Raw genomic sequence first — 12,901 nt, 5'->3', positions numbered from 1 at the left:
CAGGTTCGACCAACCAACCAGCAAAGGAACAGCTCATGTCGGATCCAAAAATTACCCGTGTGGTCAGTAGCGTAGGCACGACACGTACGCTGGAAATGGACGATGGCAGCATCATCACGCGCTCTGGAGGCACCGTATCATGGCGCAACAACAATCCCGGCAACCTCAAATTTGAATTCGCCGGAAGTGCCGATACGACTGTCCATAACCCACGTACCCGTGAGCAGGCACTCGATGCCGCTCAGAACCGTTACCAGGGTGTGGTTGGCCTGGACCAGTGGGGCAATGCTGTCTTCGAAAGCTACGAGGCCGGCCGCGCAGCCAAAATTCAGCTCCTAGAGCGTCGCTTCGCAGAAAAGACCGTCGAGGAGATGCTGCCCAGTTATTCGACCGCCGACTACAGTGGCAAAACCCACCACAAGGAGCAGGCGGCCGCGATTTTTGCCGAGGGCGATCGACACGGCGTGGACTTGCGCGAGAAAACTGTTGGGCAGATGAGTGTCCGCGAACGCGAGGTACTTGCAGATGGAATTCGGCGTTTTGAGGGCTGGCGCGCAGGCGAGGTAGCGACCGTCCAGCAACCCTCGCACACACCGGCACCAGCACCAGCACCAGTGCAAACGCAATCACCCGCTGCAAAGGCGGGGAACACGCCTGTGGCCGGCCAGGTGGCAGCAGCTGCCGGTGGTGCGGCCGTTTATAACGAGGCGTATCAGCACTTCCTCGGCGGAAGTCAGAAGTATGAGTATGGGCGTCCAGACAACCCGCGCCCCGGTCGAGATAGCAGCCGGCTAGAGCGTGACGCCGACGGAGATGGACGGCGGGGAGTGGATTGCTCAGCTTTCGTCTGGCGGGGACTCAAAAATGCTGGGTACGATGTGCCCGGAGAGAATGCGGCTGCCTTCACGACCGCCAAGCTGTTCAGCGGCACCAACATCACGCCCTATGCGCGCGAGCATTTCGACGTCACGTCTGCCGCAGAGGCGCGCAAACCGAATGGATCGTTGCAGCAGGGCGACATTTTGATGTTCTCGTCGTCGCAGGGCCAGCATGTCGGCATTTTCAAAGGCTACGACGCAAAGGGGAATATCCAGTTCATCGGCTCCCAGGGCAGCACGGGGCCGGCCGAAGTCACCATCACTCCCGGCGGCTACTGGGATGGCAGCGGTACGCGTATCGTTGGTGCGTTGACTCCCAAACCCGAATTCCAGGTCCGTGCACCACTCCATGGCACGACTGAACCCACCGCTGCGCGCACTCAGACACCTGCGAATGTGTCGCAAATTCACCAAGGCACGGGTGATGCCACCGCTCAGCACCTACTCAAGCACGGGACCCGCGGGGACGAAGTGCAATCGCTGCAGCAGGGCCTGAATCGTCTTGGTGTACGCGACGCACAGGGCAACCGGCTTGCGGAAGATGGTCGTTTTGGGGACAACACACGGGAGGCGGTGATCGCGTTTCAGAAGCAGCATGGGCTGCAGCCCGACGGGGTGGTGGGCCGCAATACGCAGGCCGCGCTGTCCACACAACCGGCGCAGACCCAGTCGCAGGCGGGCGAAACGCAGGCCGCTGCGCCCAAGGGGCCGTCGCTCAACGATGCCTCGCATCCGGACCATGCGTTGCACAATGCGATCCGCAGCAAGCTGCCGAGCATGATCTCTAATGAGACTGCTGCCAACGTCACTTTGCAGGCCAAGCAGAATGGCATCGACAGCGCAGATAAGCTGCAGAACGTGACGGTGCAGGACGGCAAGGCGTTCGTGATGGGCACCACGCCAGGGTTCCGTGCGGCGGTGGATCTGAACCAGCCTGCCCCGTCATTGGAGCAGACCAGCGCGCAGCTTCTGGCTGGCCAGTCGCAACAACAACAGGCGCACGAAGAGCAGCAAAAGGTCGCCATCGGCGGTCGCTGAGTTCACGATGCACGAAAGAGCCGGCCGGCCTGTCTGGCCGGCTTTTTTGTATCTGCCGTTTACCTGGCGCAGCTTCATGCACTCGGGTAGAAGCGAGACGTCACATATTTGAATCCGTGGAGCGGCGTCATTGACCGTGATTGCCTGCCGCATGACGCGCACGTCGGCGCTCCCAATAAGAGCGGCTAACAAAACGTAGCGAGCAGTCGTCAGGTGGGTGCGGACGGCGCGGAGGAACCGGAGTGTACGTGGGTACATGAGGATTCCGAGCACCGGCCGCGCCCGCCTGGCGGCTGCGCAGTAGTTTTGATCGCTGCTCTAAACCTGCTGAACGCGACAAGAGGTTGCGCGGATGCAGTCGTGCGGGAACCTTACGCGCAACGGGACAGGCACATCTCTGCGATGCGGTCCGCAGCGCAAAGTGGCCGGGCGCACAGAACGCAATACCTCTGTAACTTTTACTACTGTCCAGTTCGGGACTGTGCAAGCGTAGCTGCCGACACCCTAGGTGTCATCGGCGACCGGCGATCGGGGGGCAGCCGGTCTTTGCATTGCACGTTTTCTGGAGAGAGTCGTCATGCAATTCCATGTACTGGGCGCGGCAATTTGCTGCGCGCTATCGTTTTCTGCTGTCGCTACTGCGGCTGATTTGTCGACCACTGCGGCGGTATCGCGCGCGCAGTCCCTGCTGGGAAACAACGCCGCAGCGCTGGTCAATCGTGCGCAGGCCGATGCCTTCATCGCGCGCGACAGCATCGTCGATGCCGATGGCACCGAGCATGTGCGCTTTGATCGCACGTATCAGGGGTTGCCGGTGATCGGTGGCGATGTGGTGGTGCATTCGCGGCGCGGGGTGATGCGCGAGTTGAGCCAGACCATGGCCACCACGCTACGCCCGGCCACGGTGCCCGGCATCGATGCGGCGACCGCTATGCGCGTGGCCGGCACGCGCTTCGATGTGGCGCCCGATGCCGCACCGCGTGCAAGCCTGGCGCTGTACGCGCGGCAAGGCACGCCGCGCCTGGTGTATGAAGTGATCTACAGCGGCATCAAACCCGATCAGACGCCTACCGAAATGCATTACATCGTGGATGCGGTGGATCAACGCATTCTCGAGTCCTGGGACACGGTGCATACCGCCTGCGCCGGTGGGACCAGTGCGGCCGGCACCGGGCGCGCGCTGTATGCCGGTAGCGTGGCGCTGTCGACCACGCGTTGCAGCAGCGGGTATGAGCTGACAGATTTGAGTCGCGGTGGCGGTGCCACCTACACCATGCGCAACAGCACCTCCGGCAACGGCACGTTGGTCACCGACGCCGATAATGCATGGGGCAGCGGCGCCAACAGCGATACGGTGACCGCGGCGGTGGATGCGCATTACGGCGTGGCGTTGACCTGGGACTACTATCGAACCGCGCATGCACGCAGCGGCATCGCCAACGACGGCGCCGGTGCACGCAGTCGCGTGCATTACGGCAGCCGCTACAACAACGCCTTCTGGTCGGACAGCTGTTTTTGCATGACCTTCGGCGATGGCGATGGCAGCGCATTTACACCCTTGGTGTCGGTGGATGTGGCCGGCCATGAGATGACCCACGGCGTGACCAGCCGGACAGCGCGATTGGTGTATTCCGGCGAATCCGGCGGCTTGAACGAAGCAACCTCCGACATCATGGGCGCGATGGTGGAGTACTCGGCCAACAACAGCGCGCAGCCGGGCAATTACCTGATCGGCGAGAAGATCGTGCCCCGCAACACCACCGGCACGCTGGCGCTGCGCTACATGTTCAAGCCGAGCCTGGATGGCGATTCACCGGACTGCTACAGCAGCAGCCTGGGCTCGCTCGACGTGCATTACAGCTCCGGTGTGGCCAACCATTTCTATTACCTGTTGGCCGAAGGCGCGGTGGTGCCGAGTGGCTTCGGTGCAGGCACCAGCTGGAACGTGACGCCGGCCGGCTTGGTCTGCAACGGCAACACGGCGTTGACCGCGATCGGCAGGGCTGCGGCCAGCCGCATCTGGTATCGCGCGCTCACTGTCTACATGACATCGTCCACCAACTACGCCGCGGCACGGCGCGCCACGCTCAGCGCGGCGACCGATCTGTATGGCAGCACCTCCAGCCAGTACCGGGCGGTGGCTGCGGCCTGGAGTGCGGTCTCGGTCAACTAGAGCGACTAACAAAACGGAGCAAGCAGCCGTCCGGTGGGTGCGGAGGGCGCGGAGGAACCGGCGTGTACGTAGGTACATGCCGATTTCGCGCACCGGCCGCGCCCGCCTGGCGGCGGCGCAGTTGTTTTGATCGCTGCTCTAGGTCTGGCTACGGGCCGTGGTCCGCAGTGGGCCAGGCCGGTGCGCGAGAACCGGCGTGGACGCAACGGACGACGCCGCTGGCGGCACCACCCTCGCCGCCTGGCGGGCAATTGCCAGTGCGCGGAGCGTGATACGCAACACAGGGGAGCTGCCACGCGCTGGTGCGTGGCAGGTCCTGTTCCCGGCAGCTGCCCCGCAAGCGCCACTGCGGCCATCCGCGCGCGTATGCTTGGGCCATTCCTGGGAGGGAACATGACCGAACGCACCACGACCGCGCGCCCGCTCGAGCGCTATTTCGCCAGTTATTCCGACGACCACCGCAATGCGACCAACCAGCAGATCCACGTGCTGGCGGTGCCCGCGATCCTGTGGTCGGTGGTGGCCTTGCTGTGGTGCATCCCGGTGGGCGGGACCTGGTTCAGCAGCGGCGTGTGGGCGGCGCTGGCCATGTTCGCCGCGTGGTCGTATTACAACCGGCTGTCGCGGCCGCTTGGCCTGGGCATGTTGGCGATCTTTTTCTTTTTCGGCTGCCTGTGCCGGCTGATCGAGGGCCGACTGGGCCTGGCCGGCCTGTTCACACTGGCGGTGACAGTGTTCGTGCTGGCGTGGATCGCGCAGTTTGTCGGCCACAAGATCGAAGGCCGCAAGCCGAGCTTTCTGACCGACCTGACCTATCTGCTGATCGGGCCGCTGTGGGTGCTGGCGAAGTTGTATCGCCACCTGGGCTGGCGGTTCTGATCTTCGGGTTCCCCGAGTCAGCGATACTGCCCTGACGACAACGTAGGCTACTCGCCGATGCCCAGCTCTTCCGGCAGCGGGCGAAACGCACGCGGTGCATAGCCGAAGTCGCGCCGCGCCGGCTCCAGGTCGAACACCAGGTCATCGCGCATGCGCTGCAACGCGGCGGTGTTCAAGCTGCGCAGCCGGCCCAGGCGCTGCGCGGTGGTGAGCGCCAGACCGAACAGCGAAGGCGGCACCTGATACAGCCGTGCCGGCCGCGGCAAGGCCTCCAGCACGCGTTCCACCATCTGCGTGTAGGCCAGCACTTCGCCGCCGCCCACCGCATAGCTGCGCTGATGCGTGGCCGGCTGGGTAACCACCGCCAATGCCGCGCTGGCCAGATCGTCCACATGCACCGGCTGGCGCAGCCCGGTGGCATTGGCCGGCAACACGAACGCGCCCGTGCGCCTGGCCAGCCCGGCAATCTGGGTCAGCGTGCGGTCGCGGCCGGCGCCGTAGACCAGGGTGGGGCGCAGCACGGTGGCCGCGGCGCCACGCGCCTTGGCGGCGGAGAACAGCGCTTGCTCGGCATTGGCCAGCCGCTGGGCGACATCGCGCTCGGCGGCATCGATCGAATGTTCCTTGACCTCCACGCTGGTGGAACCGAACGCGACGATGCGTGGCGTGCTCACGGCGTTGGTTTCGTACCAGTGCGCGAAGTGATCCAGCGGGCCGCAGCTGAAGATCACCTCGAAACTCTCGCCCGCCACCGCCGGTGCCCCCAGGTCACCTTGCCGCCAGATGAGTCCTGCGCGTGCGGCACGCGGCGCGCGCGACCACGCGGTCACCTGCCAGCCACGCCCCAGCAGGCGGGTGAGCAAGCGTTCGCCGATCTGGCCACTGCCGCCGAAGACCAGGGCACGGGGTGCAGCGGCGGCGACGGAAGGAGCGGGATTGGCAGCAGTCACAAGGTACGCAGGCGGTGGCGATAGCGTCAGCATACCCAGTGCAACGCGGCGGTGCGACGGCACATCCTGTCGTTTTCCCGACAGGCGCACGCTCACCTTGACGCCGGCGTCAGTCAACGGTTTGTTAAGCTCTCTGGCCTGCTCGCGAATCTCGTGTTCCCTGCATGCCTGCACCGTTGGAAATTCTGCTCGCGCTGCCGTTCCTGATGGCGGCCGCCGTGGCGCTGTCGTGGCGCACCTCCCGTTCGATCACTGCGTGGTTGGCTGCGGCCGCGCCGTTGGCCGGCCTGGGCATCCTGGCACTGCTGACACCGGCGGTGCTGCGCGGGGAAATCATCCGCAGCGAACATGCCTGGTTACCGCAGATCGGGCTGCTGTTCTCGCTGCGCATGGACGGGCTGGCCTGGATGTTCGCGCTGCTGGTGCTGGCGATCGGCGCGCTGGTGGTGATGTATGCGCATTACTACCTGAGTGCACGCGATAGCGCCTCGCGCTTCTTCGCGTATTTGTTGCTGTTCATGGGCGCGATGCTGGGCATGGTGCTGTCGGGCAACCTGCTGCTGCTGATGGTGTTCTGGGAACTCACCAGCCTCAGTTCTTTCCTGCTGATCGGCTTCTGGTCGCATCGCAAGGATGCGCGCGAAGGTGCACGCATGGCGTTGGTGCTCACTGCCGGCGGCGGCCTGGCGTTGCTGGGCGGGGTGCTGCTGATCGGCCGCATCGTCGGCAGTTTTCAGCTGGATGCGGTGCTGGCCTCGGGTGATCTGATCCGTGCAAGCCCGCTGTACCCGTATGCGCTGGTGCTGGTGCTGCTGGGCATCTTTACCAAGAGCGCGCAGTTTCCGTTCCACTTCTGGTTGCCGCATGCGATGGCCGCGCCCACACCGGTGTCGGCGTATCTGCATTCGGCCACGATGGTCAAAGCCGGCGTGTTCCTGCTGGCGCGCCTGCACCCGGCGCTGGCCGGCACCGACCTGTTCCTGTACACGGTGACCAGCATCGGCGCGATCACCGTGCTGCTGGGCGCATGGCATGCGATTTTTCAGCATGATCTCAAGGGCGTGCTGGCGTATTCGACCATCTCGCACCTGGGCCTGATCACCATGCTGTTCGGCCTGTCCACGCCGATGGCGGTGGTGGCCGGTGTGTTCCACATCCTCAACCACGCGGTGTTCAAGGCCTCGTTGTTCATGGCCGCCGGCATCATCGACCACGAAACCGGCACGCGCGACATGCGCAAGCTGGGCAACCTGCGCCGCTTGATGCCGTTCACCAGCGCACTGGCGATCACCGCATCGCTGGCGATGGCCGGCATTCCGCTGCTCAACGGGTTCCTCTCAAAGGAAATGTTCTTCGCCGTGGCGCTGGAGGCCGAAGGCCCGCAGCTGCTGCGCCTGCTCGCCAGCGGCGCGGCGTTGATGGCCGGCCTGCTCGGCGTGGCCTACAGCCTGCGCTTTGTGCACGACACCTTCTTCGGCCAGGGCCCGCGCGACCTGGACCGCACTCCGCACGAGCCGCCGCGCTGGATGAAGATTCCGGTGGAAGTGCTGGTGCTGACCTGCGTGGCGGTGGGCATCGTGCCAGCCTGGACGGTGGCCCCGGTGCTGCGTGCCGGCGCCAGCGCAATCCTGGGCGAGCGCCTGCCCGATTACAGCCTGGCGCTGTGGCACGGGTTGAACTGGCCGCTGGCAATGAGCATCGCCGGCGTGGTGGGCGGCGTGCTGCTGTACATGGCGCTGCGCAGGCTGCTGGATCTGTACGCGATCGAAAACCGCTCGCCGGGCAAGGCCTTGTTCAACTGGAATCTGCGGGCGCTGTTCGCCGCCTCCGCACGCGCCACCGATGCGATCACCAACGGCAACCTGCAACGCATGTTGATGCTGCTGGTGCTCAGTGCGGTGGTGGTGGCGCTGGTGCCGTTCCTGCAGGGCGGCGCGCTGCGACCGTGGCCGACACCGGCGCCCATGCCGCTGCTGGGCTGGGCGTTGTGGCTGCTGATGCTGGCCTGCGCACTGGGCAGCCTGTTCCTGTACCGGCAACGCTTGCTGGCGGTGCTGGTGCTGGGCGGCACCGGGTTGGCGGTGAGCCTGACCTTCGTGTTCCTGTCTGCACCGGACCTGGCACTGACGCAGTTGTTGGTGGAGATGGTGACGCTGGTGCTGATGCTGCTGGCGATGAACTACCTGCCGGAGACCTCGCGCCCGGAACGCGCGCCGCTGCGTAAATTCCGCGATGCCTGCATTGCCGTCGTTGCCGGCGGCGGCCTGGCGGCGCTGGCCTACACGTTGATGACCCAGCCAAGCCCGACCATCGCCGGCGAGATGCTGCAGCGGGCCTTGCCGGAGGCGTATGGGCGCAACGTGGTCAACGTGATCCTGGTGGACTTCCGCGGCTTCGATACGTTTGGCGAGATCACCGTGTTCGCCATCGCCGGGCTGGTGGTGCACGCGCTGCTGCGGCGCTCGCGCATGGCGCCGGAACGCACCATGCCCGGCCCGGCGATCAAGCTGCCGGTGCCGGCGGATCTGGCGCAGATCATGTTCCCGCTGACGCTCACGGTGTCGCTGTTCCTGTTCTTGCGCGGCCACAACGCGCCCGGCGGCGGCTTCATTGCCGGCCTGGTGCTGGCGGTGCCATTGCTGATGCAATACGTGATCCAGGGCGCGGCGTCGGTGGAGTCGCGCTTCGGGTTCGACTACATCCGCCTGATCGGCATCGGGCTGTTGTGCGCACTGCTCAGTGGTGCCGGCTCGCTGCTGTTCGGCCGGCCGTTCCTCACCAGCGGGCACGCCGAGATTCCGCTGGGATGGCTGGGCGAGCTGGAGCTGGCCAGCGCATTGGGGTTCGATACCGGCGTGTATCTGGTGGTGTTCGGTGCGGCGATGTTGATGCTGTCGATGATGGGCACGATCAAACCCTCGCGTACCCGCGACTCGCATCGCGGCGAGATCGATCCCACCCAGCGTTCGACGCGCACTGCGGAGCAGCATTGATGGAACTGGCACTGGCAAGCGCGATCGGCGTGCTCACCGCCCTGGCGATCTACCTGCTGCTGCGTGCGCGCAGTTTCGATGTAATCCTGGGGCTCACCTTCCTGTCGTACGCGACCAACCTGCTGATCTTCGCCGGTGGGCGCCTGCGCAGCGGGCAGCCGCCCGTGCTGCGCGACGGCATTGCCGCCGACCTGAGCCAGCACACCGACCCGCTGCCGCAGGCGCTGGTGCTCACCGCGATCGTGATTGCCTTCGCGATGACCGCGGTGAGCCTGGTGCTGGCGATCCGCAGCCGCAGCGACAACGGCAGCGACCACGTGGATGCGCACGAAGATGCGGATACCGGCGAAGACACGCGTGAGGCGCGCCGATGAACCATCTGCTGATCCTGCCGATCCTGATTCCGATGCTTGGCGCGTCGGCGTCGTTGTTTGTCGAACACCGCCGCTATGGCCCGCGTGTGCAACGCGCTGTGGCCTGGACCAGCATGGCCCTGCTGGCGGTGGCAGTGGTCGCCCTGTTCGCCCGCGCTGCGCACGGCGAGGTGCTGGTGTACCTGCTGGGCGACTGGCCGGCGCGGCTGGGCATCGTGCTGATGGGCGACCGGCTGGCCGCGTGGATGCTGATGACCACGCTGGTGCTCGGCGCGGCCTGCCTGCTGCACGCCTGCGCCGGCTGGGACCGCCGCGCGCCGCATTTCCATGCGCTGTTCCAGTTCCAGCTGATGGGCTTGAACGGGGCATTTCTGACCGGCGACATCTTCAATCTGTTCGTGTTCTTCGAGGTGATGCTGATCGCCTCCTACGGCCTGCTGCTCAGCGGCGGGCGCGGGTTGCAGATGCGTATCGGCCTGCACTATGTGGTGTTCAACGTCTGCGCCTCCACGCTGTTCCTGATTGCGCTGGGGCTGTTGTTCGGTTTGTTCGGCACGCTCAACATGGCCGAGCTGTCGCAGCGCATCGCCACCCTGCCCGCACCGGACGTGCCGCTGGCGAAGGCCACCCTGGGATTGTTGTTGCTGGTGTTCTGCAGCAAGGCCGCACTGCTGCCGCTGTACCTATGGCTGCCGGAAACCTATTCGCGCGCACCGGCCTCGGTGGCGGCCTTGTTCGCCATCATGACCAAGGTGGGCCTGTACGCGGTGCTGCGGGTGTCGTCGTTGTGGTTCGGTGCCGGCGCAGGCGCATTGCACGGCTTCGGCCGGCACGCGCTGTTGTGGCTGGGCATCGGCACGCTGGTGATGGCGGCCTTCGGCGTGATGGCGGCATCGCGGCTGCGGGTGATGGTGTCGTACCTGGTGGTGTTCTCGGCGGCGACGTTGTTCATCGCCTTCTCGCTGGACGATGCACGTGCGCTGGGCGCCGGCCTGTATTACCTGCCGCATAGCTGCTTTGTGGCGGCGGCCTTGTTCATGGTGTCGGACCTGATCCGCCGGCGCCGTGGTCGCGCCAGCGATCGCAAGGAAGTGGTTGCCCCACTGCCTGGGCGGGCGATTCCCGGCGCGATGTTCATGATTGCGGCCGTTGCCGTGGCTGGCCTGCCGCCGCTGTCCGGGTTCCTGGCCAAGGCCGCGCTGCTGCAGCATGTGCCCGGCGATCTGGTGGCCCCGGTGTGGGGCGCGGTGCTGGGCAGCAGTTTGCTGGTGGTGATCGGCCTCACGCGTGCAGGCGTGCGCCTGTTCTGGCGCGTGCCCGAGGCCGTGGAAGAAGCGGTCGAGGACGACGCACCGGAGCGCTTGCCGCAACGGCGCGCGCGCATGCGCCCGGTGGAAACCGCCGCCACCATCATCCTGTTGAGCGGTCTGGTGGCGATGACGATCGGTGCAGGGCCGTTGATGCACTACACCGATGCGGCCGGTGCGCAGCTGCGTGACCCGGGCGCGTATCTGGAACAGGTGCGCGGGACCACGCCGCAACGGAGGCAGCCATGAGCGCGCAGGTGCCCTGGCAACGCCGGCTGTTTCCCTCGCGCCCGTTGAGCGTGATGGTGTTCCTGTTCTGGCTGCTGCTCAGCGACAGCTTCGGGCCGCAGCAGTGGGTGCTCGGCCTGCTGCTCGGCTGGGTGGTGCCGATCTTCGCCGCGCGGCTGGACCGCGAGTTCGCGCGCATCGGCTCGTTGCGTTCGGTACCGCGCATGCTGCTGGTGGCCGCCGTCGATATCGTGCGCTCCAACATCAAGGTAGCGCTGCAGGTGCTGGGGCCGGAATCGCGTATCCACCCCGGCTTTATCTGGGTGCCGCTGGACATCGAGAATATCCACGGCATCGCCGCGCTCACCAGCATGATCACGCTGACGCCGGGCACGGTGTCGGCGGCGCTGTCGGACGACCGCAAATATCTGCTCGTGCATGTGCTGCATCTGGATGACCCGGATGCGCTGATCGCCGAGATCAAGTCACGCTATGAAACGCCCCTGATGGAGATCTTTCCATGACCGGCCATACCTTCATCGAAACGACCATCGTCGTGTGCATGCATGCGGTGGCACTGGCCATGGTGATGTCGCTCTGGCGGCTGCTGCGCGGGCCCACCGTGCCGGACCGCATCCTGGCGCTGGACACGCTCTCCATCACCGCCATTGCCGAGCTGATGTTGCTGGGCATGTACCTGGATTCGCCGATCTATTTCGAGGCCGCCCTGGTGATTGCCATGCTGGGCTTCGGCAGCACCGTGGTGCTCAGCAAGTACGTGCTGCGCCGGGATATCGTCGAATGATCGCGCTCACCGAATATCTGCTCAGCGCGTTGCTGCTGGTGGGCACCTTCTTCATCCTGATCGGCGCGTTCGGGCTGGTGAAGTTGTCGGACTTCTTCAAGCGCCTGCATGCGCCCACCAAGGCCAGCACGCTGGGCGTGGGCTGCGTGCTGCTGGGCTCGGTTGGCTATCACCTGTTCCTGGGCGTGGACCCGCAACCGCGCGAATTGCTGATCACCGTGTTCCTGTTCATCACCGCGCCGATCAGCGCGCACATGATGGCCAAGGCGGCGCTGTCGCTGATGATGGAAGACCGCCCGGAAGTCCCCAACCACGGCGACATGCAAAAAGAAGGGCTGCCGCCAGCGCAAGGCGATGTGGGCGAGAACATGGAGACCACGCCGGATCGGTCGACGTCGGAGCACAATTCCAGCGGTTGATGGGTTGACTGGTCAGCGCACTCCGGTTGTCCCGCGGTGCTGCGTTCGATGCGGGTTTGGTCATTGAACGCAGGCGACAGTGACGCATAGCACCGCGCGCTGCGCTGCCCGGATCAGCCGCAGCCTTCCACGTAATCCACCTGCGGCGCCACCCCCACGCGCCAGCTGGTCACCTTGCCGTCGGCGTCGGTGTCGAACACCAGCGCGCTTTGCGATTGCGCGTCGGCATGCCGCAGGCTCAGCGCACCGGGGATGTACTTGTGCGGTTGTTCCGCCAGGCCATCGGGATACAGCGCGCGCAACTCGGCGACGCTCATGCCCACCCGCCCGCCACCGGGCGCCACTTCCTTGGGCTCGTTGGTCTGGTAACGCACCAACTGGTTGCCCTCGAACATGAAACCGAAGCGGCGCGCGTCGTCGGCCCACTGCGGGCGCAACAGGTAACAACCGCCATCGGCCGCTGCATCGCCGCGTAAGGCACCGCCCCAGGCCGCACGCGCCTGCGCGGCGTCCATGCCCAGGCGCACGTCGCCATAGCCATCCAGGCGCGCCAATGCGGCCGGGTCCTGACGCAGGCGTGGCGGCAGGCTGCCCGGCGGCGCGGTGGCCGGCGGAACGTCGCCGCGCGGTTGGTCCGCCTCGGCGGCGGGCGCTGCCGGCGGGCTGGACGCAGTGGCGTCATCCGCGGCCGGGGTTTCAGCGGTGCGGCTGCAGCCGGTGGCCAATGCCGCGAACGCGATCACTGCAATCAGTCTGGATGTCATGCCTGCACTCCCCACCAAGTCGCCATCAGCCTACACAGTGCGCATCGCGGCCATGTGCAGGCGCTGCGTGTTCGGGGCGTGGCAGGTGAGCGG

Annotated in this window: 11 protein-coding genes and 2 other RNA genes; 9 read left to right on the top strand and 4 right to left on the bottom strand. The window is 65.7% G+C overall.

Going from position 1 to position 12,901, the window contains the following annotated elements; all coding sequences use genetic code 11:
* Positions 1-35 precede the first annotated feature (35 nt).
* Positions 36-1,916, top strand: a complete 1,881-nt coding sequence (locus QRM60_RS08500) for a peptidoglycan-binding protein (protein ID WP_343237648.1) — start codon at positions 36-38, stop codon at positions 1,914-1,916.
* Positions 1,917-2,099: 183 nt separating this feature from the next.
* Here the strand turns inward: QRM60_RS08500 and QRM60_RS08495 are convergent.
* Positions 2,100-2,174, bottom strand: a non-coding RNA gene (locus QRM60_RS08495) — sX9 sRNA.
* A gap of 319 nt (positions 2,175-2,493) precedes the next feature.
* On the opposite strand from QRM60_RS08495, the gene QRM60_RS08490 reads away from it, so the two are divergent.
* A complete protein-coding gene (locus tag QRM60_RS08490) occupies positions 2,494-4,089 on the top strand; it encodes a M4 family metallopeptidase (RefSeq protein WP_285445976.1) in 1,596 nt (531 codons plus the stop codon).
* 3 nt (positions 4,090-4,092) lie between these two features.
* Here the strand turns inward: QRM60_RS08490 and QRM60_RS08485 are convergent.
* Positions 4,093-4,167: non-coding RNA, sX9 sRNA (locus QRM60_RS08485), on the bottom strand.
* Positions 4,168-4,482: 315 nt separating this feature from the next.
* On the opposite strand from QRM60_RS08485, the gene QRM60_RS08480 reads away from it, so the two are divergent.
* The gene (locus tag QRM60_RS08480; protein ID WP_114997087.1) at positions 4,483-4,968 is read left to right on the top strand and encodes an Mpo1-like protein; all 486 of its coding nucleotides are present in this window, start codon (positions 4,483-4,485) and stop codon (positions 4,966-4,968) included.
* Between the two features lie 47 nt (positions 4,969-5,015).
* On the opposite strand, the gene QRM60_RS08475 is transcribed toward QRM60_RS08480, so the two are convergent.
* On the bottom strand, positions 5,016-5,918 hold the full coding sequence (locus QRM60_RS08475) for an NAD-dependent epimerase/dehydratase family protein (RefSeq protein WP_285445975.1): 903 nt from the start codon (positions 5,916-5,918) through the stop codon (positions 5,016-5,018).
* A 164-nt stretch (positions 5,919-6,082) separates the two neighbouring features.
* Between QRM60_RS08475 and QRM60_RS08470 the strand changes: the two genes are divergently transcribed.
* The 6 genes from QRM60_RS08470 to QRM60_RS08445 are packed head-to-tail and all read left to right on the top strand — an operon-like array spanning position 6,083 to position 12,044.
* Positions 6,083-8,911, top strand: coding sequence for a monovalent cation/H+ antiporter subunit A (locus tag QRM60_RS08470; RefSeq protein ID WP_223646886.1), 2,829 nt, complete (start codon positions 6,083-6,085; stop codon positions 8,909-8,911).
* Positions 8,911-9,285 (top strand): Na+/H+ antiporter subunit C, encoded by a 375-nt coding sequence (locus QRM60_RS08465; protein ID WP_005990640.1) that lies wholly within the window; start codon positions 8,911-8,913, stop codon positions 9,283-9,285. Before QRM60_RS08470 ends, QRM60_RS08465 begins: the two co-directional genes overlap by 1 nt.
* Positions 9,282-10,841: a monovalent cation/H+ antiporter subunit D gene (locus QRM60_RS08460; protein ID WP_119961004.1), complete on the top strand. Its 1,560-nt coding sequence runs from the start codon at positions 9,282-9,284 to the stop codon at positions 10,839-10,841. The genes QRM60_RS08465 and QRM60_RS08460 overlap by 4 nt, the downstream gene beginning before the upstream one ends.
* Complete coding sequence (locus QRM60_RS08455) at positions 10,838-11,344, top strand: Na+/H+ antiporter subunit E (RefSeq protein ID WP_042597342.1); 507 nt, start codon at positions 10,838-10,840, stop codon at positions 11,342-11,344. Before QRM60_RS08460 ends, QRM60_RS08455 begins: the two co-directional genes overlap by 4 nt.
* Positions 11,341-11,625, top strand: coding sequence for a K+/H+ antiporter subunit F (locus QRM60_RS08450; protein WP_014509232.1), 285 nt, complete (start codon positions 11,341-11,343; stop codon positions 11,623-11,625). Before QRM60_RS08455 ends, QRM60_RS08450 begins: the two co-directional genes overlap by 4 nt.
* Complete coding sequence (locus QRM60_RS08445) at positions 11,622-12,044, top strand: Na+/H+ antiporter subunit G (protein WP_076053420.1); 423 nt, start codon at positions 11,622-11,624, stop codon at positions 12,042-12,044. Before QRM60_RS08450 ends, QRM60_RS08445 begins: the two co-directional genes overlap by 4 nt.
* A 113-nt stretch (positions 12,045-12,157) precedes the next feature.
* Here the strand turns inward: QRM60_RS08445 and QRM60_RS08440 are convergent, their stop codons facing one another.
* Positions 12,158-12,784 carry a lectin gene (locus QRM60_RS08440; protein ID WP_285446030.1) on the bottom strand — a complete coding sequence of 209 codons (627 nt, stop codon included), beginning with the start codon at positions 12,782-12,784 and terminating at the stop codon, positions 12,158-12,160.
* Between the last annotated feature and the right edge of the window lie 117 nt (positions 12,785-12,901).

The organism is Xanthomonas sp. fls2-241-TYG-148, from assembly GCF_030208815.1.
Taxonomy (GTDB): Bacteria; Pseudomonadota; Gammaproteobacteria; order Xanthomonadales; family Xanthomonadaceae; genus Xanthomonas; species Xanthomonas campestris.
The sequence above is the reverse complement of the archived record's forward strand: the minus strand, read 5'-3'. Positions and strand labels throughout refer to the sequence as shown.